The organism is Isoptericola variabilis 225 (assembly GCF_000215105.1).
GTDB classification, from domain to species: domain Bacteria; phylum Actinomycetota; class Actinomycetes; order Actinomycetales; family Cellulomonadaceae; genus Isoptericola; species Isoptericola variabilis_A.
Genome location: NC_015588.1, coordinates 973,437 through 998,923 on the forward strand (window position 1 = coordinate 973,437; position 25,487 = coordinate 998,923).

The 25,487-nt window shown below is 73.7% G+C and carries 22 protein-coding genes and 1 pseudogene; 10 read left to right on the forward strand and 13 right to left on the reverse strand.

The features are described 5' to 3' along the window. The 4 genes from ISOVA_RS04495 to ISOVA_RS04510 form a co-directional block, all read right to left on the reverse strand. Nucleotides 1-813, reverse strand: coding sequence for a CoA transferase subunit A (locus tag ISOVA_RS04495; protein WP_013838070.1), 813 nt, complete (start codon nt 811-813; stop codon nt 1-3). A 19-nt stretch (nt 814-832) separates the two neighbouring features. Continuing rightward, nucleotides 833-2,236 carry a short-chain fatty acid transporter gene (locus ISOVA_RS04500; RefSeq protein ID WP_013838071.1) on the reverse strand — a complete coding sequence of 468 codons (1,404 nt, stop codon included), beginning with the start codon at nt 2,234-2,236 and terminating at the stop codon, nt 833-835. Nucleotides 2,237-2,309: 73 nt separating this feature from the next. Then, on the reverse strand, nt 2,310-3,062 hold the full coding sequence (locus tag ISOVA_RS04505; protein ID WP_013838072.1) for a 3-hydroxybutyrate dehydrogenase: 753 nt from the start codon (nt 3,060-3,062) through the stop codon (nt 2,310-2,312). Next, nucleotides 3,059-4,423 carry an MFS transporter gene (locus ISOVA_RS04510; protein ID WP_013838073.1) on the reverse strand — a complete coding sequence of 455 codons (1,365 nt, stop codon included), beginning with the start codon at nt 4,421-4,423 and terminating at the stop codon, nt 3,059-3,061. Before ISOVA_RS04510 ends, ISOVA_RS04505 begins: the two co-directional genes overlap by 4 nt. A 152-nt stretch (nt 4,424-4,575) precedes the next feature. Here ISOVA_RS04510 and ISOVA_RS04515 point away from each other — a divergent pair, with 152 nt between their 5' ends. Further along, the gene (locus ISOVA_RS04515) at nt 4,576-5,490 is read left to right on the forward strand and encodes a LysR family transcriptional regulator (protein ID WP_013838074.1); all 915 of its coding nucleotides are present in this window, start codon (nt 4,576-4,578) and stop codon (nt 5,488-5,490) included. Between the two features lie 30 nt (nt 5,491-5,520). Here the strand turns inward: ISOVA_RS04515 and nhaA are convergent, their stop codons facing one another. Both nhaA and ISOVA_RS04525 read right to left on the reverse strand, forming a co-directional pair. Then, nucleotides 5,521-6,894: a Na+/H+ antiporter NhaA gene (gene nhaA, locus ISOVA_RS04520; protein WP_013838075.1), complete on the reverse strand. Its 1,374-nt coding sequence runs from the start codon at nt 6,892-6,894 to the stop codon at nt 5,521-5,523. A gap of 76 nt (nt 6,895-6,970) precedes the next feature. After that, a complete protein-coding gene (locus tag ISOVA_RS04525) occupies nt 6,971-7,525 on the reverse strand; it encodes a DUF1697 domain-containing protein (protein ID WP_041294778.1) in 555 nt (184 codons plus the stop codon). Between the two features lie 339 nt (nt 7,526-7,864). On the opposite strand from ISOVA_RS04525, the gene ISOVA_RS04530 reads away from it, so the two are divergent. After that, nucleotides 7,865-9,229 (forward strand): PhoH family protein, encoded by a 1,365-nt coding sequence (locus tag ISOVA_RS04530; RefSeq protein ID WP_013838077.1) that lies wholly within the window; start codon nt 7,865-7,867, stop codon nt 9,227-9,229. A gap of 90 nt (nt 9,230-9,319) precedes the next feature. Here ISOVA_RS04530 and ISOVA_RS04535 read toward each other — a convergent pair whose 3' ends face one another. From ISOVA_RS04535 to ISOVA_RS04555, 5 genes are all read right to left on the reverse strand, one after another. Then, nucleotides 9,320-10,612, reverse strand: coding sequence for a DUF5979 domain-containing protein (locus ISOVA_RS04535; RefSeq protein ID WP_143762055.1), 1,293 nt, complete (start codon nt 10,610-10,612; stop codon nt 9,320-9,322). Between the two features lie 164 nt (nt 10,613-10,776). Beyond that, nucleotides 10,777-12,210, reverse strand: a complete 1,434-nt coding sequence (locus tag ISOVA_RS04540) for a class II fumarate hydratase (RefSeq protein ID WP_013838079.1) — start codon at nt 12,208-12,210, stop codon at nt 10,777-10,779. A gap of 61 nt (nt 12,211-12,271) precedes the next feature. Beyond that, entirely contained in the window at nt 12,272-12,913 is a 642-nt protein-coding gene (locus tag ISOVA_RS04545; RefSeq protein ID WP_013838080.1) for a carbonic anhydrase, read from the reverse strand. Then, nucleotides 12,910-13,893 (reverse strand): carbohydrate kinase family protein, encoded by a 984-nt coding sequence (locus ISOVA_RS04550; RefSeq protein WP_013838081.1) that lies wholly within the window; start codon nt 13,891-13,893, stop codon nt 12,910-12,912. The genes ISOVA_RS04545 and ISOVA_RS04550 overlap by 4 nt, the downstream gene beginning before the upstream one ends. After that, on the reverse strand, nt 13,893-14,174 hold the full coding sequence (locus ISOVA_RS04555) for an exodeoxyribonuclease VII small subunit (RefSeq protein ID WP_013838082.1): 282 nt from the start codon (nt 14,172-14,174) through the stop codon (nt 13,893-13,895). Before ISOVA_RS04555 ends, ISOVA_RS04550 begins: the two co-directional genes overlap by 1 nt. 149 nt (nt 14,175-14,323) lie before the next feature. On the opposite strand from ISOVA_RS04555, the pseudogene ISOVA_RS04560 reads away from it, so the two are divergent. Beyond that, nucleotides 14,324-14,905, forward strand: a pseudogene (locus tag ISOVA_RS04560) (ATP-binding cassette domain-containing protein); the annotation flags it as partial. A gap of 204 nt (nt 14,906-15,109) precedes the next feature. Here the strand turns inward: ISOVA_RS04560 and xseA are convergent. Next, nucleotides 15,110-16,360 (reverse strand): exodeoxyribonuclease VII large subunit, encoded by a 1,251-nt coding sequence (gene xseA / locus ISOVA_RS04565; protein WP_013838084.1) that lies wholly within the window; start codon nt 16,358-16,360, stop codon nt 15,110-15,112. Between the two features lie 62 nt (nt 16,361-16,422). On the opposite strand from xseA, the gene ISOVA_RS04570 reads away from it, so the two are divergent. Next, a complete protein-coding gene (locus ISOVA_RS04570) occupies nt 16,423-17,463 on the forward strand; it encodes a 4-hydroxy-3-methylbut-2-enyl diphosphate reductase (protein WP_013838085.1) in 1,041 nt (346 codons plus the stop codon). A gap of 17 nt (nt 17,464-17,480) precedes the next feature. On the opposite strand, the gene ISOVA_RS04575 is transcribed toward ISOVA_RS04570, so the two are convergent. Further along, nucleotides 17,481-18,986, reverse strand: coding sequence for a DNA recombination protein RmuC (locus ISOVA_RS04575; RefSeq protein WP_041295149.1), 1,506 nt, complete (start codon nt 18,984-18,986; stop codon nt 17,481-17,483). A gap of 84 nt (nt 18,987-19,070) precedes the next feature. Here ISOVA_RS04575 and ISOVA_RS04580 point away from each other — a divergent pair, with 84 nt between their 5' ends. The 6 genes from ISOVA_RS04580 to ISOVA_RS04605 all read left to right on the forward strand — a co-directional run bounded on the left by ISOVA_RS04580 (nt 19,071) and on the right by ISOVA_RS04605 (nt 25,484). After that, nucleotides 19,071-19,871 carry an ABC transporter ATP-binding protein gene (locus ISOVA_RS04580; protein ID WP_013838087.1) on the forward strand — a complete coding sequence of 267 codons (801 nt, stop codon included), beginning with the start codon at nt 19,071-19,073 and terminating at the stop codon, nt 19,869-19,871. Beyond that, on the forward strand, nt 19,841-21,466 hold the full coding sequence (locus ISOVA_RS04585) for a hypothetical protein (RefSeq protein ID WP_013838088.1): 1,626 nt from the start codon (nt 19,841-19,843) through the stop codon (nt 21,464-21,466). The genes ISOVA_RS04580 and ISOVA_RS04585 overlap by 31 nt, the downstream gene beginning before the upstream one ends. A 46-nt stretch (nt 21,467-21,512) precedes the next feature. Then, a complete protein-coding gene (locus ISOVA_RS04590) occupies nt 21,513-22,589 on the forward strand; it encodes a GNAT family N-acetyltransferase (RefSeq protein WP_013838089.1) in 1,077 nt (358 codons plus the stop codon). A 45-nt stretch (nt 22,590-22,634) separates the two neighbouring features. Continuing rightward, on the forward strand, nt 22,635-23,438 hold the full coding sequence (locus tag ISOVA_RS04595; protein WP_013838090.1) for a DinB family protein: 804 nt from the start codon (nt 22,635-22,637) through the stop codon (nt 23,436-23,438). An 11-nt stretch (nt 23,439-23,449) separates the two neighbouring features. Next, the gene (ychF, locus tag ISOVA_RS04600) at nt 23,450-24,535 is read left to right on the forward strand and encodes a redox-regulated ATPase YchF (protein WP_013838091.1); all 1,086 of its coding nucleotides are present in this window, start codon (nt 23,450-23,452) and stop codon (nt 24,533-24,535) included. 154 nt (nt 24,536-24,689) lie between these two features. Further along, nucleotides 24,690-25,484 carry a GNAT family N-acetyltransferase gene (locus ISOVA_RS04605; protein ID WP_013838092.1) on the forward strand — a complete coding sequence of 265 codons (795 nt, stop codon included), beginning with the start codon at nt 24,690-24,692 and terminating at the stop codon, nt 25,482-25,484. The last annotated feature ends 3 nt before the right edge of the window (nt 25,485-25,487 follow it).

Below are 25,487 nucleotides of genomic sequence, written 5' to 3' on the forward strand. Positions count from 1 at the left end.
TCAGGCCTCCTTCTCGGTCGCGGCCGGCCGGACGGTGCGGCGCTCGATCCGCTTCTCGATGTCGGTGCCCACCTCGACGATCCGGTGGACGAAGACGCCGGGCAGGTGCACGTCGTCGGGGTCGATGTCTCCGGGCTCGACGAGCTCCTCGACCTGCGCGATGCACACCCGGCCCGCCATCGCGGCGAGCGGCGAGAAGTTGCGGGCCGAGCGGTGGAAGACGAGGTTGCCGTACCGGTCGCCCTTGGCCGCGTGGACGAGCGCGTAGTCGGTCGTGATGGCCTCCTCGAGCACGTACTCCGCGCTCGTGCCGTCCGACGCCGTGAAGGTGCGCACCTCCTTGGCGGGGGAGGCAAGGGCGACGCCGCCCGCGCCGTCGTACCGCTGCGGCAGGCCGCCCTCGGCGACCTGCGTGCCGACGCCGGTGCGCGTCCAGAACCCGGCGATGCCCGACCCGCCGGCGCGGAGCTTCTCCGCGAGCGTGCCCTGCGGCGTGAGCTCGAGCTCGAGCTCGCCCGACAGGAACTGGCGCTCGAACTCCTTGTTCTCCCCGACGTACGAGCTCGTCATCTTCCGGATGCGCTTCGCCGCGAGCAGGACGCCGAGGCCCCAGTCGTCGACGCCGCAGTTGTTGCTCACGACCCACAGGTCGCTCGTGCCCTGGGCGAGCAGCGCCTCGATGAGCGCGATCGGGTTGCCGCACAGCCCGAAGCCGCCGACGGCGAGCGACGCGCCGTCGGGGACGTCGGCGACGGCCTCGACGGGCGTGGCGACGACCTTGTCGAGCCCGGGCGAGGGTGAGGTGGTGGTCATGTCGGTCCTTCCTTCCACCTTAGGACGGTCCGCCCGGCCCGACGATCGCGAGCGTCGCCGCGAAGACGATCCCGGACGCCAGGAGGGTGATGGTCGTGTAGCCGAGGATGTCACGGACCTTGAGCCCCGCGATGGCCAGGAGCGGCAGGGCCCAGAAGGGCTGGATCATGTTGGTCCACTGGTCGCCGTACGCGATCGCCATGATCGCGACGGCGGGGTCGACGCCGAGGTCGCGCGCCGCCTCGAGCATGATCGGCGCCTGGACCGCGAACTGCCCGCCGCCCGAGGGGACGAAGAAGTTCACGAGCCCCGCCGACAGCAGGGCCAGCACGCCGAACGAGCCGGGCGTCGAGACGCTCACGACCCACTCGGAGAGCACGGTCACGAGCCCGGTCGCCGTCATCATCCCGAGGATGCCGGCGTAGAGCGGGAACTGGAGCAGGATGTCGCCCACGTTCGACGCGGCGTCCTTGACGAGCGCCGTGATCTCGAACGGGCTGCGGACCAGCAGCAGGATGAGCGCGAGGAACGTCCAGTTGACGATGTCGAGCGTCGGGCCGCCCCCGCGCACGAAGTGCACGACGAGGTACGCCGCGAGCGCGAGCCCCACGAGCGTCGTGATCCAGCGCGAGGCGTCGAGGCGGTCGGCGGGCGTCTCGACCCGGTCGTCGACCTCGACGCCGGCGTCGCGCGCGTCGACCGTGAGCTCGACGACCCGGTCGCCCCGCCGCGGCGCGACGAGCGCGAGGGCCGCGCCCACGACGACGACAGTCACGGCCGCCGCGGTCAGGTTCCACGGGGCGAACGTCGTCTCCGCGACCGGCACGACGTGGCCGAGCTGCTCGGCGATGAACGAGCCCTCGGTCGCGGCGGTGAGCGGGCCGGAGCCCGCGTACCCCATGTGCCAGACGACGAAGCCGGAGAAGCCCGACGCCACGAGCAGCGGGAAGTGGACCTGCATCCCGCGCGCCCGCGCCTGCGCGGCGACCTCGCGCGCCATGAGCCCGCCGACGACGAGCCCGAGCCCCCACTGGAGGAGCGAGGCGACGGCGGCCACGACGAACACGAAGACGTAGGCCTGCACGGGCGTGCGCGGCACGGACCCGAGCGCGGCGAGCAGCCGGCGCACGGGCCGGGTGTTCGCGAGCATGTGCCCGAGCAGCAGGATGAGCGCCATCTGGGTCATGAACGCGAGCAGCCCCGCGAGGCCGTCGCCCCAGCCGACGAGCACGTCGACCGGGCCTGCGTCGGTGAGGGTGAGGGCGAGGATCGCGACCACCACGGTGAGGAGGATCGCGAAGACGAGAGCGCTCGGGATGAAGCGCTCGACGAGCGTGTTGAGTGGTCGCACGGCCCGGGTGAACGGGTTGCGGGTGGACGGTGGCGTCCCCGGCGACGCCGTCGTGGCCTGGGTGTGGCTCATGGGTCCTTCCTGGTTGTCGTCGTCGACACGGGACCACGGGTCGCGTGGTCCCGCTCGGATCGTGCCAGACACCTCACCTCGCGCTCCACCCGCCGTCGACGGTCCACGACGCGCCGGTGACCATCGCGGCCTCCGGACCGGTGAGCCACCCGACGAGCGAGGCGACCTCCTCGGGCTCGACGAGCCGCTTCACGGCCGACTCGGCGAGCAGCACGCGCTCGACGACCTCGGACTCGTCGATGCCGTGCACGCGGGCCTGGTCGGCGATCTGCCTCTCGACGAGCGGGGTGCGCACGTACCCGGGGCTGACGCACACGCTCGTCACGCCGTGCGGGCCGCCCTCGAGCGCGACCGTCTTCGACAGGCCCTCGAGCCCGTGCTTGGCCGAGACGTACGCCGACTTGAACGGCGACGCCACGAGGCCGTGGACGCTCGAGATGTTGACGATGCGGCCCCACCCGCGCGCGTACATGTGGGGCAGCGCCGCGCGCACGAGCAGGAACGGGGCCTCGAGCATGAGCCGGTGCAGGAGCCGGAAGTCGTCGGGGGCGAGCTCCTCGACCGGGCTCACACGCTGCACGCCGGCGTTGTTGACGAGGACGTCGACGTCGAGCCGCAGGTCGTCGAGGGCACGCGTGTCGGCGAGGTCCACGACCCACGCGTCGCCGCCGAGCTCGTCGGCGAGCCGCTTCGCGCCGTCGGGGTCGACGTCGGCCACGGTGACGTGCGCGCCACGGGCGGCGAGCTCGCGGGCGCAGGCCGCCCCGATCCCGCTCGCGCCGCCCGTGACGAGCGCCCGGCGTCCTGCGAGGGGCCGTGCGGTCACGCGTTCACCCTCTCGATCTCGCGGTCCCGCTCGTCGAGCTCGTGCAGCGAGCTGCCGCGCGTCTCGCGCAGGGTCAGCACCGCGACCGTCGTGATCGCGCCCGCGACGAGCAGGTACACCGCCGTCGGCCACCACGAGCCCGTGTTGCGCAGCCAGGTCGTGGCGAGGATCGGTGCGAGCGAGCCGGCGACGATCGACGTGACCTGGTAGCTGATCGAGACGCCCGAGTACCGCATCCGGGTCGGGAACATCTCGGCCATGATCGCGGGCTGCCCCGCGTACATGAGGGCGTGGAACAGCAGGCCGACCATGATGACCGCCAGGATGATCGGCACGCTCCTGGTGCCGAACGCGGGGAAGGCCCACAGGCCCCACGTCCCACCGAGGATCGCGCCCGCGAGGTAGACCGGGCGGCGGCCGAAGCGGTCGGCGAGCCGGCCGACCCACAGGATCACGAAGAAGTGGAAGGCGTGCGCGATCGCGATCATGCCGAGGATCGACGACGTGTCCATGCCCAGGCCCGTGCCGAGGTAGACGATCGAGAAGCTGACCACGAGGTAGTACATGATGTTCTCGGCGAACCGCAGGCCCATGCCCGTCACGACGCCGCGCGGGTAGCGCCTGACCACCTCGACGACGCCGTAGCTGCGGGCCTTGCCCTCCTCGAGCTCGGCCTTGGCCTGCTCGAAGATCGGGGCGTCGGAGATGCTCGTGCGGATCCAGTAGCCGACCACGACGACGACGGCCGAGAGCCAGAACGCGACGCGCCAGCCCCACGAGAGGAACGCGGCGTCGGACAGCGTCGTCGACATGAGCCACAGCACCGCGGTCGCGAGCAGGTTGCCGACCGGGACCGCCGCCTGCGGCCACGCGGCCCACGTCGCCCGCTCCTTCGCGGGGGAGTGCTCCGCGACGAGCAGGACGGCGCCGCCCCACTCGCCGCCCAGCGCGATGCCCTGGACGAACCGCAGCAGCACGAGCAGGAGCGGCGCGGCGAGACCGATCGTGTCGTAGCTGGGAAGGCAGCCCATGAGGACGGTCGCGACGCCGATGAGCATGATCGTCAGCTGGAGCGTGTGCTTGCGGCCGAGCCTGTCGCCGAGGTGGCCGAAGATCACGCCGCCGAGCGGGCGGGCGAGGAAGCCGACCGCGTAGGTGACGAACGCGGCGATGATGCCGTCGTACTGGTTGCCCATCGCGGGCATGAGCACCTTGTCGAACACGAGGGCCGCGGCCGTCGCGTAGAGGAAGAAGTCGTACCACTCGACGACCGTGCCGGCCATCGAGGCCGAGACGATCCTGCGGAGCAGCGACCGGTCGCTGCCGGCGTCGCGTGCGGTTGAGCTCTGGCCCGTGGCCATGAAGTCCCTCCGGGTGTCCTCGTCGACACGTGTGGCTGGAGCCACCCTGACCGGAGGATCGTGCCCGCACGGCTCGTGTGCGCGCAACGACCATCGCGGCACACCTGGTGTGCAGCATTGCACATCGACCTCGTGCGCCCTACGGTGCGGTCGTGACGACGACGCCCTCCCCGGACCAGCTCCTCGTGCTGCTCGAGGTTGCCCGCTCGGGCCGGTTCACGACGGCGGCCGAGACGCTGGGCGTCAACCACACGACGGTCGCGCGCAACGTCGCGGCGCTCGAGCGCACGCTCGGCGGCCGCGTCCTCGTCAAGGGCACCGACGGGTGGGAGCTCACCGCGCTCGGGGAGCGCGCGGCGCGGGCCGCCGAGGCCGTCGCCGACGCCGTCAGGCGGCTCGCCGCCGGGGACGCCGCGCCCGACCCGGTGGCCGGCGTCGTGCGCATGACGGCCACCGACGGCTTCAGCGCCTACGTCGCGTCGCCCGCCGTCGCGCGGCTGCGCGAGCAGCACCCCGACCTCGCGGTCGAGCTCGTCACGATGACGCGGCGCGCGACGTCGCACCGCTCGGGCGTCGACGTCGAGGTCGTCGTCGGCGAGCCGCAGGTGAGCCGCGCGCGGGCGCTGCGGCTGGGCGAGTACGAGCTCGGCATGTACGGCTCGCGCGCCTACCTCGAGCGGCACGGCGTGCCGCGGTCCGTCGGGGACCTGGCGCGCCACGGGCTCGTCTACTTCGTCGACTCGATGCTGCAGGTCGACTCGCTCGACGCACCGCGGCGCCTCGTGCCCGGCATGCGCGACGCGCTCACGTCGACCAACGTGTTCGTCCACGTCGAGGCCACCCGCGCTGGAGCGGGGCTGGGCTTCCTGCCCTGCTTCTGCGCCGACCGGCACCCCGACCTCGTCCGGCTCCTGTCCGACCAGGTGCGCGACCGGCTGCCGTACTGGGCCGTCGTCCACCCCGAGGCGTGGCGCCGGCCCGCGGTGACCGCCGTCGTCGACGCGCTGCGCACGCAGGTCGACGTGATGCGCGACGTGCTGCTCGGCGCCCCTGTCGCGTCGTCCTGACGCGCCGGGGGCGCCGAGGGGCGGAGCGCGTCAGTGCTCGAGGACGTCCTTCTCGTCGCCGATGAACTCCTTGACGTCGTCGACGACGCCGTCCTCGTTCATGTCGGCGGTCCGCGCCTTGCGCGCGTCCCACCGCAGGGTCGTCGCACCCAGGACGGAGGCGATGACCGAGGCGCCGAGGATCGCCGACTTGGCGCCGAGCGTGTGCTCCGAGCCGTGGCCGAACGAGAGCTCGGAGATGAGCAGCGAGACCGTGAACCCGATGCCCGCCAGGAACGCGACGGGCAGCAGGTCGCGCACGCCGATGCCCTGCGCGAGCCGCAGCGGCGTCACCTTGAGCACGACCCACGTCGTCCCGAGGACGCCGAGGACCTTGCCGAGCACGAGGCCCGCGACGATCGCGAGCACGACCGGCTGGCCCAGGATCTCGTCCGGGCCGCCGCCGTCGCGGATGTCCACGCCCGCGGCGAAGAACGCGAAGAGCGGGAGGGCCAGGCCCTGGGACCAGGGCTTGACGGCGTGCTCGTAGCGGTGCGTGCGCGGGCCGCGCTCGCCGTGCATCGCGCGTGCCGCGACGGTGAAGCCCATGAGCACGCCCGCGACCGTGGCGTGCACGCCCGAGGCGTGCATGAAGGTCCACGCGATCGCGAACAGCGGGACGAGCACCCACCACCGCGGCGAGCGCGAGCGCACGTGCCAGCCGAAGAGCGCGACGAAGAGGAGCGAGAGCCCGAGGAAGCCGAAGTGCAGCTCGCTCGTGTAGAAGACGGCGATGACGATGATCGCGAGCAGGTCGTCGACCACCGCGAGCGTCAGCAGGAACGTGCGGATGGCGGCAGGCAGACCCTTGCCGAACACGGCCAGGACGGCGAGCGCGAACGCGATGTCGGTCGCGGTCGGGATGGCCCAGCCGTGCAGCGCCGAGCTGTCGCCGAGCGCGACGACGAGCGCGACGTAGATCAGCGCGGGCAGCGCCATGCCACCGACGGCGGCGACCATCGGGACGCCGGCCTCCTTCGGGCTGCGCAGGCTGCCGGCGACGAACTCGTGCTTGAGCTCGAGCCCGACGACGAAGAAGAAGATGGCGAGCAGGCCGTCGGCGGCCCAGGCCGCGAGCGACAGGTCGAGGTGGATGTACACGGGCCCGAGGTACGCGGGGCCGAAGACCGTCTCGGCGAGCGTGAGGTAGCCCTCGCGCCACGGCGAGTTGGCGAGGATCAGCGCCAGCGCCGCCGCTCCGATGAGCAGGGCGCCGCCCGTCGTCTCGCGCGAGACGAAGCGGCGCAGGCGGGTGCCGGGGGACTGGTGGGAGACGTCGGTGGTCAGGGCGCGCTCCTGTCGTGGTCGGTGCGGGGATCCGGCCGGCGTCGCAGCCGGCACCGCCGACCAGACTTCCCGGCTCACCTCGGGTCCCAGGGTACCGGGCGTGGTGCGGTGGTCGCCCTGTCGTTCGGCGTCCGGACGGTGCCCGCGGTGGCCCTCAGCGGCCGGTCATGGCGTGCAGGCGCCGCACCGTGTTCCAGTTCCGGCCCGTGGTCCACGTGCCCGCGGCACGGTCGAGCACGTCGGAGGTGAGCCTCGACCGCCCGATCCCGTCGCGGTAGTGGACGTAGAGGACGCCCTCCGCGACGGCGAGGAGCTCGCGGCCGGCGTTGGCCAGGTCGAGGCGGGCGATCCCCGCCGCGTCGACGGGCTCGGGTCCCACGTGGACCTGGAGGTGGGCGGGGTCGTCCTGGGCCGCGACGGGGAACGGGTTGGCCTCGACGACCGCGGCGAGCCGGGCCGCGTCGAGCGCGACCGCGGGGACCTCGGTGCCCACGCGCTCGGCGAGCGCCGCCGAGACCTTGGCCGCGACGTCGGGCGCGCGCAGGCCCTCCGGTGCGGTGACCACGAGGTTGCCGCTCGTGGCGTGCGTGCGGGCGTCGACGAGGCCCGCCTGCGTGGCGGCGGCGCGCAGGTCGTCCGCCGAGACGCGACGGTGAGGGCCGAGGTTGACCCCGCGCAGCAGCACGACGTAGGTGACCGGTGCCGTCATGCCTCCATGCTGCACGCCCGCGCCCGCCGGACGCACACCGAGCGGCCGGCGCGTGAACATCGGGTGACATCTCGCGACCCGCCGCGCGCAGCGGTGGTGAGGCGAATCACAGGGTCGTAGTTTGACCGCAGGGACGGCACCCAGTCGTCCTCCGGGAGGCCAGCCGATGGAGTCGTCGCTCCGTGCAGGAGGGCCGGCCCCGGCCCTGCGGGCGCAGCGTCGCTCGCACGGGCCGGTCGCCCGCCCCACCCACCAGCCCGCCCTGCCCGGAGCGACCTCGCGGGGTCGCGCACGGGACCAGGAGCGGCGACGGCGCCCAGGCGCCGGAGGGAGCACGCCGTGGCCCACACCGCACCCACCCCTGGCACCGCTGACCACGACGCCGGCGAGGTCCGCCGCACGTTCGTGATCGACACGTCGGTGCTGCTGTCCGACCCGCGCGCGATCTACCGCTTCGCGGAGCACGACGTCGTCCTGCCCGTCGTGGTCGTCACCGAGCTCGAGGCCAAGCGCCACCACGCCGAGCTCGGCTACTTCGCCCGCAGCGCGCTGCGGGCGCTCGACGACCTGCGGGTCAAGCACGGCCGCCTCGACGCCCCGCTGCCGGTGGGGGACCAGGGCGGCACGCTGCGCGTCGAGCTCAACCACACCGACCCGCAGGTCCTGCCCGCCGGCTTCCGGCTCGGCGACAACGACACGCGGATCCTGTCCGTCGCGGCGAACCTCGCGGCCGAGGGCAAGCAGGTCACGGTCGTCTCCAAGGACCTGCCGATGCGCGTCAAGGCGTCGGCGGTCGGCCTCAACGCCGAGGAGTACCGGCACGAGCTCGCGGTCGACTCGGGCTGGACCGGCATGCGCGAGGTCGACGTCGCGGACGAGCAGATGGGCATGCTCTACGAGCACGAGGAGCTGGAGCTCGCCGCGCTCGACCCCCAGGTGCTCGACGCCGCAGCGCCCCTGCTGTGCCACACGGGGCTCGTGATCCACTCGCCGCGGGGGTCGGCGCTCGGCCGGGTCACGGCCGACAAGAAGATCCGGCTCGTGCGGGGCGACCAGGACGTCTTCGGCGTCCACGGGCGCTCGGCGGAGCAGCGGATCGCGATCGACCTCCTGCTCGACGAGGCGGTCGGCATCGTGTCGCTCGGCGGCCGTGCGGGCACGGGCAAGTCGGCGCTCGCGCTGTGCGCGGGGCTCGAGTCGGTGCTGGAGCGCCGGCAGCACCGCAAGATCCTCGTCTTCCGGCCGCTGTACGCGGTCGGCGGGCAGGAGCTCGGGTACCTGCCCGGCACCGAGTCCGAGAAGATGAACCCCTGGGCCCAGGCGGTCTACGACACGCTCGGCGCGCTCGTCTCGCCCGAGGTGGTCGAGGAGGTCATCGACCGGGACATGCTCGAGGTCCTCCCGCTGACCCACATCCGGGGGCGGTCGCTGCACGACGCGTTCGTGGTCGTCGACGAGGCGCAGTCCCTCGAGCGCAACGTGCTCCTCACGGTGCTCTCGCGCATCGGCCAGGGGTCGCGCGTCGTGCTCACGCACGACGTCGCGCAGCGCGACAACCTGCGCGTCGGCCGGCACGACGGCGTCGCCGCGGTCATCGAGGCGCTCAAGGGCCACCCGCTGTTCGCCCACGTGACGCTCACGCGGTCCGAGCGGTCGCCCGTCGCGGCGCTCGTCACCGAGATGCTCGAGGGGCTCGAACTGTAGACCCTGCGGGGGTTCCCCTTCCAGCAGACGTGCCGAGCGCCGGTGACCGTGAGGTCACCGGCGCTCGGTGTCACTGCTCGGGCTGGTGCGTCAGCTCATGCTGCGCAGCCGGCGCGAGATCAGCAGGGCGCCCGAACCGAGGCCCAGGGCCCCGAGCGCGATCCACGCGAGCGTGAAGTCCGCACCGGTCTTGGGCAGGTCCGGCACCTTCGGCGGGGTGCTCGGGGCCGGGGTGGTCGGCGCCGGCGTGCTCGGCGACGGGCTCGGCGTGACGTCGATGTCGTTCGTCACCGTGATGCCGGCCGTGACGCCGCTGGTCGGGGTGAAGACGACGAAGCCCTGGTCGTCGACCACGAACTCCGCACCCTCGACGTCGTAGGAGACCTCGACGTTCTCGGGCAGGCCCGTCGTGTCCTCGATGAGCGCGCACTCGACGCCGAGCGTGACCTCGATCGGGTCGCTGAGACCGCCCGCGGCCATGAACTCGATCGCCACCGGCTCCTCGAAGTCCTCGCACTGCAGGATCACGACGTAGGTGTTGTGCGGCAGCTCCATGTCGTCCGGCACGCCGGTCACGACCTTCTCGACCTCGACGAACGCCGGGGGCGCCTCGGGGATCGCGTTGGTCACGGTGACCGTGACGACCTGACCCGCCTCGGTGATCTCGACGCCCACGGTGTCGGCGCCCTCCGGGTCGAAGGTCACCACGGTGCCCTCGGGAAGCCCGGACTGGTCCTCCGTCACGACGCAGACCGCGCCGAGCGGGATGAAGTCGAGGGTGGACTCACCGATCGGCTCGCCCTCGGAGTCGAAGGTGAACGTCTCCTCGGCGACGATCTCCGCGTCCTTGCCCTCGCCGACCGTGCAGGTCACCGTGATGGAGAACTCGTCGGGGATCGGCACGCTCGGGCCGTCGGGCAGCTCGACCACCTTGTCCACCGTCACGGAGCCCGTGAACGAGTAGCAGACGAACCAGTGGCTGATGTCCGCGGGCGCGCCGCTACCGCCCGCGATCGGCGCGATGTAGCTCTGCGGCGGGTCGAGCGCCGGGGGCAGGACCTCGGCGTCGGTGTAGAGGTTGTAGGCGTCGCTGCCCTTGACGACGACGGCGTCGACCACGACGCCCGCCGCGGTGCCGGCCTCGGTGATCGTCACGTTGAGGGCGTCCGCGCCCGCGTACTCCTCGACGTCGCCGCTGTACTCCTCGATCGTGCCGACGACGAACTCGTCGCTCGCATCCTGCCTGACTCCGCCCGAGGTGAGCTCCTCGCTGTCGCCGAAGCCGATCTGCTCACAGGTCGTCGCGTTGCCGGGGACGAACTCGGCCCGGGGGTCCGACGGACCGTCCTCCACCTGAGCGGCCGCGGGGGCGGCGACGCTCAACGAGAGCCCGAGGAGGGCGGCGGAGGCCAGGCCTATCCGCTTGAGTGCTGGGGGCAGGGGGTGCCCTTTCGAGAGTGACGTTCGTCGCCCTCACCGTAGGACCGCCGCACACCCCGCGGACAGGCCTGGACCGCCTCATTCACCCGCGGTTCCAGCCGGTTGCCTCAGGCCTGCGGCGGGCGCGTCATCGACAGGACGTCGAGCGCCTCGTCGAGCTGCGCCTCGGTGACCTCGCCGCGCTCGACGAAGCCGAGCGCCACGACGGCCTCGCGGACCGTGATGCCCTCGGCGACGGCCTTCTTCGCGACCTTCGCGGCGGCCTCGTAGCCGATGACGCGGTTGAGCGGCGTGACGATCGACGGCGACGACTCGGCGTACGCGCGTGCCCTCTCGACGTTGGCCGTGATGCCCGTGATCGTCTTGTCCGCGAGCACGCGCGAGGCGTTGGCCAGCAGGCGGATCGACTCGAGCACCCCCTGCGCGATGACCGGGATCTGCACGTTGAGCTCGAACGAGCCGCTCGCGCCGGCCCAGGCGACGGTCGCGTCGTTGCCCACGACGCGGGCGCACACCATGAGCACCGCCTCCGGGACCACGGGGTTGACCTTGCCCGGCATGATCGAGCTGCCCGGCTGCAGGTCGGGGATGGAGATCTCGCCCAGGCCGGTGTTCGGGCCGGAGCCCATCCAGCGCAGGTCGTTGCAGATCTTCGTGAGCGACACGGCGATCGTGCGCAGGGCGCCCGAGAGCTCGACGAGCCCGTCGCGCGCCGACTGCGCCTCGAAGTGGTCGCGCGCCTCGGTCAGCGGCAGGCCCGTGTCCTCGCGCAGCAGCTCGATGACCCGCTGCGGGAAGCCGGCGGGCGTGTTGATGCCCGTCCCGACCGCGGTGCCGCCGAGCGGGACCTCGGCGGCGCGGGGGAGCGCGGCCTCGAGCCGCTCGACGCCGTAGCGCACGGCCGCGGCGTAGCCGCCGAACTCCTGGCCGAGCGTGACGGGCGTCGCGTCCATGAGGTGCGTGCGGCCCGCCTTCACGACCGTCGCGAACTCCTGCGCCTTGGCGCTCAGCGCGTCCGCGAGGTGGCCGAGCGCGGGCACCAGGTCGCGCACGACGCCGGCCGTGGCCGCCACGTGCACCGACGTCGGGAAGACGTCGTTCGACGACTGCGAGGCGTTGACGTGGTCGTTCGGGTGCACGGGCTTGCCGAGCGACTGCGAGGCGAGCGTCGCGAGCACCTCGTTGGCGTTCATGTTCGACGACGTCCCCGAGCCGGTCTGGAAGACGTCGACCGGGAAGTGCTCGTCGAGGGCGCCCGAGGCGACCTGGTCGGCCGCCGCCACGATCGCGTCCGCGACGTCCTGGTCGAGCACGCCCAGCTCGGCGTTGGCGCGGGCCGCGGCCTTCTTGACGCGCGCGAGGGCCTCGATGTGCCCGCGCTCGAGCGGGGTGCCCGAGATGGGGAAGTTCTCCACGGCGCGCTGGGTCTGCGCGCGGTAGAGCGCGTGCGCGGGGACGCGCACCTCGCCCATCGTGTCGTGCTCGATGCGGTACTCGGTCTCGGGCGCGCCGGTGCCACCGGCGACGGTGTCGGAAGTCATGCCCCTATCGTGCCGCACACCCGGCGCGGGCCGGTGTGAGCACGGTCACGCCGGGACTTCCTCACGCCTGCGGCAGCTCGCCCACCTCGCCGGCGACCTCGACGAGCCGCGCCGACCCCTCGGCGAGGTCGTACTCGACGCCGACGATCGCGGCCCGGCCCTCCTTGACCGCGGTGCTGAGCGCGGCCGAGTAGCCCTGCAGCATCTCGACCGTGTGCCGCACGTGCTCGGTGCGCAGCGTGTCCGGGTCGTAGGCGGCCGACGCCAGCGCGCCGCCGTCGCGGCTCGTGATGCCCGCGATCGACGGGATGACGCGGTCGACGACGGCGCGCACGAACCCCGGCGGCTGCTCGCCCGTGGCTAGCGTGTGCGCCGTCGCGGCGACCGCCCCGCACGAGTCGTGACCGAGGACGACGACCAGCGCAGCGCCGAGCACCTCGACGCCGTACTCGATCGAGCCGATGACCGTGGTGTCGAGCACGTGACCGGCCGTGCGCACGACGAAGACGTCGCCCAGGCCCTGGTCGAAGATGATCTCGGCCGCGACGCGCGAGTCGGAGCACCCGAAGATCACGGTGTGCGGGTGCTGCGCCGCCTGCAGCTCGCGGCGCCGCGCCGCGCCCTGCGACGGGTGGGCCGGCTCGTCGCGCACGAACCGCTCGTTGCCGGCGCGCAGCGCCGCCCATGCCTCGGCCGGGGTCATCGAACCTCCTCGGTGTCCTGCGTCGGGGCCGCGCCCGTGCCGGCGGGCGCGTCGGGGGAAGTATGCGTCAGCTCGTCGGCCCACGGGGGGTTCGCTCCGGCGCGTGAGACGGTGACCGCCGCGACGGCCGCGCAGCGCTCGAGCAGGTGCTCGAGCGTCTCGAGCGGGACGGCGCGCAGCGACTCGCGCCGGTCGGCGCCGAGGAGGTCGGCCGACCACAGGCCGTCGAGCAGCGCCCCCATGAACGAGTCGCCCGCCCCGACGGTGTCGACGACGTCGACCTTCCGGGAGGCGACGGTGACCTCGCCCGACCGGGCGACCGCCGTCGCGCCCGCGCCGCCGAACGTCACGACGACGACCGACGCGCCCAGGTCGTGGACCCACGCCCGCGCGACGTCCAGGGGCGCGGTCTCGGGCGCGAGCCACGCGAGGTCCTCGTCGCTCACCTTGACGACGTCGGCGAGCCCGACGAGCTCCTCGATGCGCGGCCGTGCCTCCTCGGGCGCGCCCATGAGCACCGGCCGGGCGTTCGGGTCGTAGGTGACGGTCGACGTCGCGCGCGCGTCCTGGACCAGCCGGCGCACCTGTGCCGCGCCGGGCTCGAGCATCGCCGCGATCGACCCCGTGTGCACCGCGAGCGTCTCGGCGCCCGCGGCCGCGCCGTCGGGCACCTGCCACGTGAGGTCGAACTCGTACGTCGCCGAGCCGGACGCGTCGAGCGTCGCCTGCGCGACGCTCGTCCGCTCGGCGCCGTCGCTGCCGTCGGCGAGCACGACGCCCGACTCGGCGAGCCACGAGCGCACCGTCCCGCCGCGCGCGTCGGGCCCGAGCCACGTGGCGAGCCGGACGGGCCGGCCCAGCCGGCCGAGCGTCAGGGCGACGTTGGCCAGGCTGCCGCCCGGGTGCTCGGAGGTCGACCCGTCGGGACGGCGGACCACGTCGACCAGCGCCTCGCCCACCGCGAGCACGTGCTCGGCCATCACTCGTCCTCCTCGACGTCGTCGGGGGTCAGCGCGGTGGGCGACGCGGCGGCGCCCGCCTGGGCGGCCGCGAGGCGCTCGCGCGCGCCGTCGAGCCACTCCTGGCAGCGCGCCGCGAGCGCCTCGCCGCGCTCCCACAGGGCGAGCGAGACCTCGAGCGGCTCGCCGCCGGCCTCGAGCCGGCCGACGACGCGCACGAGCTCGTCGCGCGCCTGCTCGTAGCTCAGGGTGGCGGGGTCCGGCACGTCGACCGGGTGATCGGGGGTTATCGCGTCGGTCACGGAGAACAGTCAACCGCACCCGCCCGACATCGCGCGTAACCGCCCGGACGCCGGAATTCGGGTGCGACCGGCGGCACGGCCCGCGTAGCGTCACGGTGCAGCCCCGCTGCACTCTCCATGCACAGGACGACCGAGGACCGGTGAAGGCCATGGGCCACGTCGACGTCGCCCACGTCGAGTACACCCTGCCCGACGGGCGCGCGCTGCTGGGCGACCTGTCGTTCCGCGTGCCCGAGGGCAGCGTCACCGCGCTCGTCGGGCCGAACGGCGCGGGCAAGACGACGCTCCTGCGGCTGATCACCGGGGAGCTGCGCCCGGACGCCGGCACCGTCGCGGTGAGCGGCGGCCTCGGGGTCATGCCGCAGTTCGTCGGCTCGGTGCGCGACGAGAGCACGGTGCGCGACCTGCTCGTCGCCGTCGCCCAGCCGCGCGTGCGCGACGCCGCGCGGGCGCTCGACGCCGCCGAGCTCGCCGTCATGGAGACCGACGACGAGGCGGCCCAGCTCGCGTACGCGCAGGCGCTCGCCGACTGGGCCGAGGCGCGCGGCTACGAGGCCGAGACGCTGTGGGACGTGTGCACGACGGCGGCCCTCGGCGTGCCGTACGAGCGCGCGCAGTGGCGGTCCGTGCGGACGCTGTCGGGCGGCGAGCAGAAGCGGTTGGTGCTCGAGGCGCTGCTGCGCGGACCGGACGAGGTGCTCCTGCTCGACGAGCCCGACAACTACCTCGACGCACGACCGGTGGTTCGCGCGCAGCTTCGACCGGTTCCTCGTCTTCGGTGCCGACGGACTCGTGCGCGAGAGCCTCGAGCCCGTGTGGGACGAGGGTCGCGTCGCCCGCGCGAGGTAGCGCACGATTCGCCGAGGTAGCGCACGATTCGGCGAGGTAGCGCACGATTCGCCGAGGTAGCGCGCCGCACCGCGAGGTAGCGCGGGCTACCTCGCCGAGGTGACGCGCGCGCCGAGCTCGCCCTCGGCGAGCCGAAGGCGCACGTCGGTGCCCACGGGCGCGTCGTCGGGGGAGCGCACGACGTGCCCGTCCGCGCGCTGCACGACGGCGTAGCCCCGCTCGAGCGTCGACGCCGGGGACAGCGCGCGCACCTGGGCCTCGAGGCGCCCGATCTCGCCCGACGCGCGCAGCAGCGCCGCGTCGAGGCAGTGCCGCGCGGTGCGGATCGCGTGGTGGACCTCCCGTTCGCGGGCGTCGACGAGCGACGTGGGGCGCGCGAGCACCGGCCGCGAGCGCAGGCCGTCGAGCCCGTGCTGCTCGCGGTCGAGCAGGGCGCGCACCGCGCCGCGCATGCGCCGTCGGGCCTGCTCGACGCGCAGGCGTTCCTCCGCGACGTCGGGGACGATGCGCTTGGCCGCGTCGGTCGGGGTCGACGCGCGGTGGTCGGCGACGAGGTCGAGCAGCGGCGCGTCGGTCTCGTGCCCGATCGCGCTCACGAGCGGCGTCGTGCAGGCCGCGGCCGCGCGGACGAGCGCCTCGTTGCTGAACGGCAGGAGGTCCTCGACGGACCCGCCTCCGCGCGCGACGACGATGACGTCGACGTCGGGCCGCGCGTCGAGCTCGGCGATCGCGTCGCTCACCTCGCGCACGGCGTTGACCCCCTGGACGGCGACCTCGCGGATCTCGAACCGCACCTGCGGCCAGCGGGCGCGGGCGTTGACCACGACGTCGTGCTCGGCCTTGGACTCCCGCCCGCACACGAGCCCGACGACGGCCGGCAGGAACGGCAGCGGACGCTTGCGCTCGGCGTCGAACAGGCCCTCGGCCGCGAGCACGCGGCGCAGCTGGTCGATGCGCGCGAGCAGCTCGCCCACGCCGACGGCGCGGATCTGGTTGGCCTGCAGCTGCAGCGTGCCGCGCTTGGTCCAGAACGTCGGCTTGGCGTGCACGACGACGTGGTCGCCCTCGGCGGGCGGCTGGGGCAGGAACGCGAGGATGCGGCTGTAGACCGTGATCGGCAGCGACATGTCGCGGTCGGTGTCGCGCAGCGTGAGCCACTGCATGCCCGAGCCGGGACGGTGGGTGAACTGGACGACCTGGCCCTCGACCCACACCGGCGGCATGCGGTCGACGTAGCCCCGGATCTTCTCCGCCAGCACGCGCACGGGCCACGGCCGCGCGGGCGTCGTGTCGAGCGCGCGCTCGGGCAGCGGCAGCAGGGGTGTCTCGTCCGTCACCCGCCCAGCATGCCCCACCGGTCGGACACAGCCCGTCCACACGGGCCACCTAGACTGGCCGCGTGACTGCGACCGCCACGACCCCCCTGCCCACGACCACGAAGCGCGTGCTGCTCGCTGCTCCGCGCGGGTACTGCGCGGGCGTGGACCGCGCCGTCGTCGCGGTCGAGAAGGCCCTGGAGACGTACGGCGCGCCGGTCTACGTGCGCAAGGAGATCGTGCACAACAAGCACGTCGTGGCGACCCTGCGCGAGCGTGGGGCGATCTTCGTCAACGAGACCGACGAGGTGCCCGAGGGCGCCCGCCTCGTGTTCTCCGCCCACGGCGTCTCGCCGGCCGTCCGCGCGTCGGCGGCGGAGCGCAGCCTCGACACGATCGACGCGACGTGCCCCCTGGTGACCAAGGTCCACAAGGAGGCCGTCCGGTTCGCCAAGGACGACTACGACATCCTCCTCATCGGCCACGACGGCCACGAGGAGGTCGAGGGCACCGCGGGCGAGGCGCCCGACCACGTGCAGGTCGTCAACTCGCCCGACGAGGTCGACAAGGTCACGGTCCGCGACCCGGACAAGGTCGTGTGGATCTCGCAGACCACCCTCTCGGTCGACGAGACCATGGAGACCGTGCGCCGGCTGCGCGAGCGGTTCCCGTCGCTGCAGGACCCGCCGAGCGACGACATCTGCTACGCGACGCAGAACCGGCAGGTCGCCGTCAAGAAGCTCGCGCCCGAGTGCGACCTCGTCATCGTGGTCGGCTCGGCCAACTCGTCCAACTCGGTGCGTCTCGTCGAGGTCGCGCTCGAGGCCGGTGCCCGCTCGGCGTACCGCGTCGACCGGGCGACCGAGATCGAGGAGGAGTGGCTCGACGGCGTCACCACCGTCGGCGTCACCTCCGGTGCTTCGGTGCCCGAGATCCTCGTCCAGGACGTGATCCGCCACCTCGCCGAGCGCGGCTACGGCGACGTCGAGGAGGTCCGCACCGCCACGGAGGACCTCATGTTCTCCCTGCCGCGCGAGCTGCGGGCCGGGCTCAAGGCCGCCGGCCAGGACGACGCCCGCCCGCGTCGCGAGAACCGCCGCGCGCTGCCGGTCGACCCGGTCTGATCAGCCGGCGCGGCTGATCATCCGGCCGCATGCTCGGCGTCGTCGTCGCGCCGCGCCGCCTGCTCGAGCGCCCCGCGGTCGGCGGCGACGAGCGCCTCGACCGACGTGCGCCCCGTGACGCTCACCGTCTCGATCACGGAGTCGAAGGCGACGACGCCGCCCTCCTCGGCGGCGAGCAGCTCCGGCCTGGTGATGGGCCGCGGGACCTCCTCGAGACCCCGGACCTCGTCGATGCGGTCCTTCTCGTCGACGACGTGCAGCTCGACCATGCGGCGCGCCGACGTGAGCACGTTGCGCTCGAGGGAGCCGATCATCGAGTTGTAGGCCTTGGTCGAGGACTCGAGCGAGCGGCCCATCTTGGTGATGTGGTTCGTCATGGTCACGAGCCGCGAGTGCAGCTCGCGGCCGACCTTGAGGACCTCCTGCGCGTTCTCGGCGAGCGCCTCCTGGCGCCACGCGAACGCGACCGTCCGCAGCAGGCCGAGCATGATCGCCGGGCTCGCGAGGATGACGTTCTTGCGCGCCGCGTACTCCATGAGGTCGGGCTGGCGCTCCATGGCGGCGGACAGGAACGCCTCCGCCGGCACGAACATGACCACGAACTCGGGCGCGTGGTCGAACTGGTCCCAGTACTTCTTGGACGCGAGGTCGTCGACGTGCTTGCGCACGTGCCGCACGTGGGCGTCGAGCCGCTCCTCGCGCACGCGCGGGTCCTCGGTCTGCTGCGCCTCGAGGTAGCCGAGGAACGCGACCTTGGCGTCGACGACGACGCGCTTGCCGCCGGCGAGGTTGACCACCATGTCGGGCCGCAGGGCGTCGCCGTCGGTGCTCGTCACGCTCACCTGGGTGTCGAAGTCGACGTGTTCGAGCATCCCGGCGGCCTCCACGACGCGCTTGAGCTGCAGCTCGCCCCACGCGCCACGCGTCTGCGACGAGCGCAGCGCGGTGATGAGGTCGCTCGTGCCCTGGCGCAGCTCGGCGTTGACCGACGCGAGCTGACGCAGGTGCTCGGTGAGCGCCGACGTCCCCTCGGCGCGCGCCTTCTCGGCCGCGGTGACCTCCTCGCGGACCTTCTCCAGGCTCCTGCTCAGCGGGTCCACGAGCGCGCGGAACGCCTGCTCGCGCTGGGCGAGCACCTCGTCGTTCTTGACGGTGCTCTGTCGCAGCCGCTGCTCGGCCAGCTCGAGGAACTGCTTGCTGCTCGACTGCAGCACCTCGCCGGCGAGCGCCTGGAAGCGGCGTGCCGCGGCCTCCTGGTCGCCCTTGGCCTCGGCGACCTGCCGTGCCGCCTCCGCACGGACCTCGGCGACGCGGCGCTCGGCGTCGTCCCGCGCGAGGTCGAGCTGCTCGCGCAGGCCCGCGGCCTCGCGGCGCACCGACTCGACGTCGGCGTGCAGCCGCACCAGCTCCATCTCCTCCGAGCGGTGCGCGCGAGCGGCGCGCGTCGCGTGGGCGAGCCACCCGACGAGGGCGCCCACCAGGAGGGTGGCCAGGCTGAGCAGCAGCGCGGTCGACGTCGTCATGGGCCACAGGCTGCCACGCGGCACCGACACGACCTGCGCCGACACCCCGCGGGCCCGTCGGCCGGTCGGGTTAGCGTGGGTCGCGTGACCGACGCCTACGCACCGCCACCACCCGACCCGTCCGCCGCGCTGAGCCTGCGCGCCCTGTGGAAGCGCTTCGGCGAGAAGACCGCCGTCGCGGGCGTCAGCCTGGACGTGCCGGCCGGCTCGTTCTTCGGCCTGGTCGGTCCCAACGGCGCGGGCAAGACGACGCTGCTGTCGATGGCGACGGGCCTGCTGCGGCCCGACGCCGGCACGGCGCACGTCCTCGGCACCGACCTGTGGGCGCACCCCGACGACGCGCGCCGGCGCCTCGGCGTCCTGCCCGACGGCGTGCGGCTGTTCGACCGCCTCACGGGCGCCCAGCTGCTGACCTACGCGGGCCTGCTGCGCGGGCTGGACCGGGCCACGGTCGCGGAGCGCACCGAGGACCTGCTGCAGGCCATGGACCTCGCCGGCGACCGCGACACGTTCGTCGTGGACTACTCCGCGGGCATGACCAAGAAGATCGCGCTCGCCTCGGCGATGATCCACGCGCCGCGCGTGCTGGTGCTCGACGAGCCGTTCGAGGCGGTCGACCCGGTCAGCGCCGCCAACATCCGCGACATCCTGCACGCCTACGTGGACGACGGCGGCACCGTCGTCGTGTCGAGCCACGTCATGGACCTCGTGCAGCGCATGTGCTCGCACGTCGCGATCATCGCGGGCGGCCGCGTGCTCGCCGCCGGCACCACGGACGAGGTACGCGCGGGCCAGACGCTCGAGGACCGGTTCGTCGAGCTCGTCGGCGGCCGCAAGGAGTCGGAGGGACTGGCGTGGTTGCGCAGCTCGTCCGCCTCAAGCTGACCCTGCTCGCCAACACGTTCCGCCGGAGCGTGTGGCAGACGATCGGCCTCGTCGTGGCCTCGGTGTACGGGCTGTCGGTCCTGTTCCTCGCGGTGACGGCGGCGGTCGCGGGCGGCACCTTCGAGCCGGCGCTCACCGGGCAGGTGCTCACCGTGGTGGGCGCCGTCGTGGTGCTCGCGTGGTGGGTCGTGCCGGTCTTCGCGTTCGGGATCGACGCGACGCTCGACCCGCTGCGGTTCGTGACGTTCGCGATCCCGCACCGCCGGCTGCTGGCCGGCCTCGCTGTCGCCGGCGTGATCTCCGTCCCAGGCCTCGTGACCGCGCTGGGCGCCGTCGGCGTCTCGTTCGCGTGGTGGCGGGACCCGGCCGCGCTGCTGGCGGCGCTCGTCGGCGCGGCGTGCGCGGTCGCCCTGTGCGTCGTCGGCTCGCGCGCACTGACGACGGTGCTCGCGCCGCTGCTCGACGCGCGGCGCTCGCGCGAGGTCCTCGCGGTGGCCGCGATCGTGCCGATGATCCTCGTCGGGCCCGCGATCGGCTGGATGGCGAGCGGCGTCGAGAAGACGGTCGACGGCGCGACGGTGTCGGTGAGCGTCGAGGCCGCGCCGGCCGAGGCGGTGGCGGCGCTGGTGGGGCCGGTCGCGGCCGTCGCGGCGTGGACGCCGTTCGGCGCGCCCTGGGCGTTCGGCTCGGCGGTGCACGACGGCGCGTGGGGGCTCCTGGCCGCGCGCGTCGCGGTCACGCTCGGCACGCTCGCGCTGCTGTGGCGCGCGTGGGACCGCGCGCTCGCCCGCGCCCTGGTCACGCCGCGCGGGGGAGGGGCGGCCGGGGTCGGCAAGGGCCTCGGCTGGTTCGGCCGGCTGCCGGCGACGCCGACCGGGGCCGTCGCCGCCCGCTGCGCGACCTACTGGCTGCGCGACCCGCGCTACGCCGCCTCCGTTGCGGTCGTGCCGCTGCTGCCGCTGCTCCTGCTCGTGGTCGGCACGACGAGCGGGGCCGGCGAGGCCCTGCTCCTGCTCGTGGCGCCCGTGGTCGCGTGGGTCCTCGGCTTCGGCATCTCGAACGACGTCGGCTACGACAACACCGCCTTCGCGCTGCACGTCGCCACGGGCACGCCCGGCCGCGCCGACCGGTGGGGCCGCGTGATCCCCGTGGGCGTCGTGGGCCTCCCGCTCACGGTGGCGTTCGCGCTCGCCGCGTGCGCCGTCACCGGCCGCTGGGACGTGCTGCCCGCGCTCCTCGGCGTCGCGCTCGGCACGCTCGGCACGTCGCTCGGGATCTCGAGCGCCGTCTCGGCCCGCCTCGTGTACCCGGTCCCGAAGCCCGGGGAGAGCCCGTTCAAGACCCCCAAGGGTGCGACCGTGGCGACGATGGTGGCGCAGATGGTCGCGATGCTGCTCGTCCTGCTCGTGCTCCTGCCGACGCTCGCGCTCGCCGCCGCGGGTCTGCTGCTGCCCGAGGCGGCGCTCGCGTGGGCGACGCTGCCGGTCGGCGTGGTCAGCGGCGTGGCCGTGCTCGTGGGCGGGGTCCGCTGGGGCGCCCGCGTCTACGACCGCCGCCGTCCCGAGCTGCTGCAGCAGGTCATGGCGTTCGGCTGACGGTCCCGCCAAGGGCGGGCAAAGAGACGGTGCGAGACTGGTGGGCGTGACGTCCGCGAACAGCACGCCCCTGCCCGCGCCCGACGGCCTGCCCCTCGGCGGCCCCGCCGGCCTGCCCGAGGGCTGGTCGTCCACGGTCCCCGACCTGGCCGACGTCCCGCGGCTCGCCGAGCTGCGCGGGCGTGCGGCCGAGCCGCACACGGGATCGGCGGCGGTCGACGCCGCGGCGCTCGCGGCCGAGGTGGCCGGGCCGAAGTCGTGGACGCGGCGCCAGCTCGTCGTGCGCGACCCGGCCGGTGCGGTGCGCGCGTGGGTGCGGGTGCACGACCGCGCGGCCGGGCGCGTCGTCGTCGACCTCGACGTGGACCGGACGATTCCGGCCGCGGAGCGCGTCGCGGCGTCGTGCTACGCCTGGGCCGAGCGGGTCGGGCGCGAGCTCGCCGCGCAGCGCGGGCTGACCGTGACGCAGCTCGACGCCGGCACGTACGCGGGCGACGAGGCGCAGCGGCGCTGGCTCGCCGACGCCGGCTACGCGCACGTCCGGTCGTGGCTGCAGATGAGCCGGCCCGTGTCTCCGGAGGAGGCCGCGCCGGGAGCACTGCCCGGGCCTCGGCCCGGCGTGACGGTCCGGCCGGTCGCGACCCACGAGACGGACGTGCCCGTCGCGGACGACCTGCAGACCGTGCACCGCGTGCTCGAGTCGGCGTTCGCCGACCACTTCAACTCCTACCGCGAGAGCTTCCCCGAGTTCGTGCAGCGCCTGCGCGAGGACCCGGGGCACCGGTGGGACCACTGGTGGCTCGCGTTCGTCGACGACCCGGAGAACCCCGGCGCGCCGCCCGTGCCGGCCGGCGCGCTCGTCGGCGCGGTGCTGCCCGCCGGGCCCGACGGCAAGGAGGGCAGCTACGTCGAGTACCTCGGTGCGACGCGGGTCGCGCGCGGCCGGGGCGTCGCGACGGCGCTGCTGCTCGCCGTCGTGCAGGACGCCGCCGCGCGCGGGCGCGACCGGGTCGGGCTCGAGGTCGACGCCGACAGCCCGACGGGCGCGCACCGGCTCTACGAGCGCTGGGGCTGGTCGACGAAGTACGTCACCGAGTCGTGGCACAAGGACGTGGCGGTCTGACCCGACCCGTCGACCTCGTCGGGGGATCGGCGTAGGTTCGGGGCCATGGTCCGCTTCGGTGCAGACGACGACCTGCGGGGCGCCGAGATCGTCGGGGCCGACATGTCCGGCGCCCGCCTGCGCTTCACCCGGCTCGACGACCTCGACGTCCGCCAGTCGTCGCTGCCGCGCGCGGTCATGCGCGGGGTCGACCTGACGGGCGCCGACGTCGACGGCGAGATCGGCGGCATGGTGCTCAACGGGGTCGAGGTGGCACCGCTCGTCGAGGCCGAGCTCGACCGCCGGTGGCCGGGGCGCGAGCTGCGCGCCGCGCGCCACGTCGCCGGGCAGCGGGCGTCGTACCGCGCGGTCCAGGAGCGCTGGCGGAGGACGTTCGAGCGGGTCGACGGCATGCCCGCCGGCACGCGGGACGTGTCCGTCGACGGCGAGTGGTCGTTCGCGCAGACCGTGCGGCACCTCGTGATGGCGACGGACGCCTGGTTGCGACACGGCGTCCTGGGGATCGACGACGGGTTCCACCCGGTGGGCCTGCCCTTCTCGGAGTGGGACGACCGCGCGGCCGAGCTCGGCCTCGACGTCCGGTCCACGCCGTCGTGGGACGACGTGCTCGCGGCCCGTGCCGACCGTGTCGCCCAGGTCGAGGCCTTCTACGCCCGCGCGACCGACGAGACGCTCGCCGCACCGGCACGCCGGCTGCCGCCGTGGGAGCCGGCGGACCGGACGCTGCCGGTCTGGCGGTGCCTCGCGGTGGTGCTCACCGAGGAGTGGGAGCACCTGCGGTTCGCCGTGCGCGACCTCGACGCGCTCGCGTCCGGCCGCCCCGAACCGTCCACGGAGGCGCCCACGTAGACTTGCCCGACGTGGCTCTCACTATCGGCATCGTCGGCCTGCCCAACGTCGGCAAGTCCACCCTCTTCAACGCGCTGACCCGCAACCAGGTTCTCGCGGCGAACTACCCGTTCGCCACGATCGAGCCCAACGTGGGGGTGGTGCCGCTGCCGGACCCGCGGCTCGAGAAGCTCGCCGAGATCTTCGGCAGCGAGCGGATCCTGCCCGCGACCGTGTCGTTCGTCGACATCGCCGGCATCGTCAAGGGTGCGTCCGAGGGCGAGGGCCTGGGCAACAAGTTCCTCGCGAACATCCGTGAGGCCGACGCAATCTGCCAGGTGACGCGCGTCTTCGACGACCCCGACGTCGTGCGCGTCGAGGGCTCGTCCGACGCCGAGGGCGACATCGAGACGATCTCGACCGAGCTCATCCTCGCCGACCTCCAGACCCTCGAGAAGGCGCTGCCGAGGATGGAGAAGGAGGTCAAGATCAAGAAGGGCGACGCGGCCCTGCTCGAGGCCGCGAAGACCGCCCAGAAGATCCTCGAGGCCGGCACCACGCTCTACCAGGGCGCTGCCGCCGCGGGCCTCGACCTCGCCGACGTCGCGTCGCTGCAGCTGCTGACCGCGAAGCCGTTCATCTACGTCTTCAACACCGACGACGCCGGTCTCGCCGACGAGGCGATGCAGGCACGCCTGCGCGAGCTCGTCGCCCCGGCCGACGCCGTCTTCCTCGACGCCAAGTTCGAGGCCGAGCTCGTCGAGCTCGAGCCCGACGAGGCCAAGGAGATGCTCGCCGAGACCGGCCAGGACGAGGCCGGCCTGGACAAGCTCGCGCGCGTCGGGTTCCACACCCTCGGGCTGCAGACGTACCTCACCGCCGGGCCCAAGGAGTCGCGCGCCTGGACGATCCGCCGGGGCTGGACCGCCCCGCAGGCCGCCGGCGTCATCCACACCGACTTCGAGCGCGGCTTCATCAAGGCCGAGGTCATCTCGTTCGACGACCTCGTCGAGGCCGGTTCCGTCGCGGCCGCGCGTGCGGCGGGCAAGGCGCGCGTCGAGGGCAAGGACTACGTCATGCAGGACGGCGACGTCGTGGAGTTCCGCTTCAACGTGTGACCTGCCGGAGCGCGTTGCGCTACCTCGTGACGCGATGCGCTACCTCGGCACGTGGTGCGCTACTTCGAGGAGCCGTGCGCTACTTCGGCGCCTTGTGCGCTACCTCGGCGGAAATGGTCTTGCTCGCGGCCCGACGGCGCAGCACGGTGAGCGCATGACGGATGCTGCCGCGCTGCTCGCGGCCTACGACGCCCAGCTCCGCGGTGAGGTCGAGACCCACGGCGCGGACCAGGTCGAGCGCCTCGGGCCGCTCTGGCTCGTGACGTACCCGGGCGGCAGCGGCTACGTCACCTACCGTGACCTCGGTGGCGCGGACGCGGCCGACGTCCGGCGGCTCGTGGCCGCGGCGCTCGACCGCCTCGCGGCCGACCCGGCCGTGACCGAGGTCGAGTGGAAGACGCGCGCCCACGACCGCGCGCCGGGCCTGCACGAGGCGCTGGTGTACCACGGCTTCGCGCCCGAGGACCCCGAGTCGATCATGATCGGCCCGGCGGAGGCGCTCGCCGTCGACGTCCCGCTGCCCGACGGCGTGACCCTGCGCCGCGTCACCGACGAGGCGGACGTGCGCGCCATGGCAGCCATGAGCGACGAGGTGTTCGGCGACCCGCCGTCCGACCGGCACGCCGAGCAGGTGCTGCTGCGGCAGCGGCTCTACCCCGACATGGAGCTGTGGGTCGCCGAGGCCGGCGGCCGGATCGTCAGCGCCGGTCGGCTCGAGCCGGTCGCGGGCACCGAGTTCGCCGGCATCTGGGGTGGCTCGACGCTGCCCGAGTGGCGAGGGCGCGGCATCTACCGGGCCCTGACCGCCGAGCGCGCCCGCTCCGCGCTGCGCCTCGGCAAGCGGTACCTCCAGAGCGACTCGACCGAGTTCTCGCGCCCGATCCTCGAGCGGTCGGGCCTCGTGAAGGTGTCCACCACGACGCCGTACGTCTGGCACCGGGCGACGTAGCAC

What these genes read in the sequence shown, in the direction of transcription:
- ISOVA_RS04495 (WP_013838070.1), bottom strand. Translation starts at nt 813, where the DNA reads ATGACCACCACCTCACCCTCGCCCGGGCTCGACAAGGTCGTCGCCACG.
- ISOVA_RS04500 (WP_013838071.1), bottom strand. Translation starts at nt 2,236, where the DNA reads ATGAGCCACACCCAGGCCACGACGGCGTCGCCGGGGACGCCACCGTCC.
- ISOVA_RS04510 (WP_013838073.1), bottom strand. Translation starts at nt 4,423, where the DNA reads ATGGCCACGGGCCAGAGCTCAACCGCACGCGACGCCGGCAGCGACCGG.
- ISOVA_RS04525 (WP_041294778.1), bottom strand. Translation starts at nt 7,525, where the DNA reads ATGACGGCACCGGTCACCTACGTCGTGCTGCTGCGCGGGGTCAACCTC.
- ISOVA_RS04540 (WP_013838079.1), bottom strand. Translation starts at nt 12,210, where the DNA reads ATGACTTCCGACACCGTCGCCGGTGGCACCGGCGCGCCCGAGACCGAG.
- ISOVA_RS04545 (WP_013838080.1), bottom strand. Translation starts at nt 12,913, where the DNA reads ATGACCCCGGCCGAGGCATGGGCGGCGCTGCGCGCCGGCAACGAGCGG.
- ISOVA_RS04550 (WP_013838081.1), bottom strand. Translation starts at nt 13,893, where the DNA reads ATGGCCGAGCACGTGCTCGCGGTGGGCGAGGCGCTGGTCGACGTGGTC.
- ISOVA_RS04575 (WP_041295149.1), bottom strand. Translation starts at nt 18,986, where the DNA reads ATGACGACGTCGACCGCGCTGCTGCTCAGCCTGGCCACCCTCCTGGTG.
- ISOVA_RS04595 (WP_013838090.1), top strand. Translation starts at nt 22,635, where the DNA reads ATGGTCCGCTTCGGTGCAGACGACGACCTGCGGGGCGCCGAGATCGTC.
- ISOVA_RS04605 (WP_013838092.1), top strand. Translation starts at nt 24,690, where the DNA reads ATGACGGATGCTGCCGCGCTGCTCGCGGCCTACGACGCCCAGCTCCGC.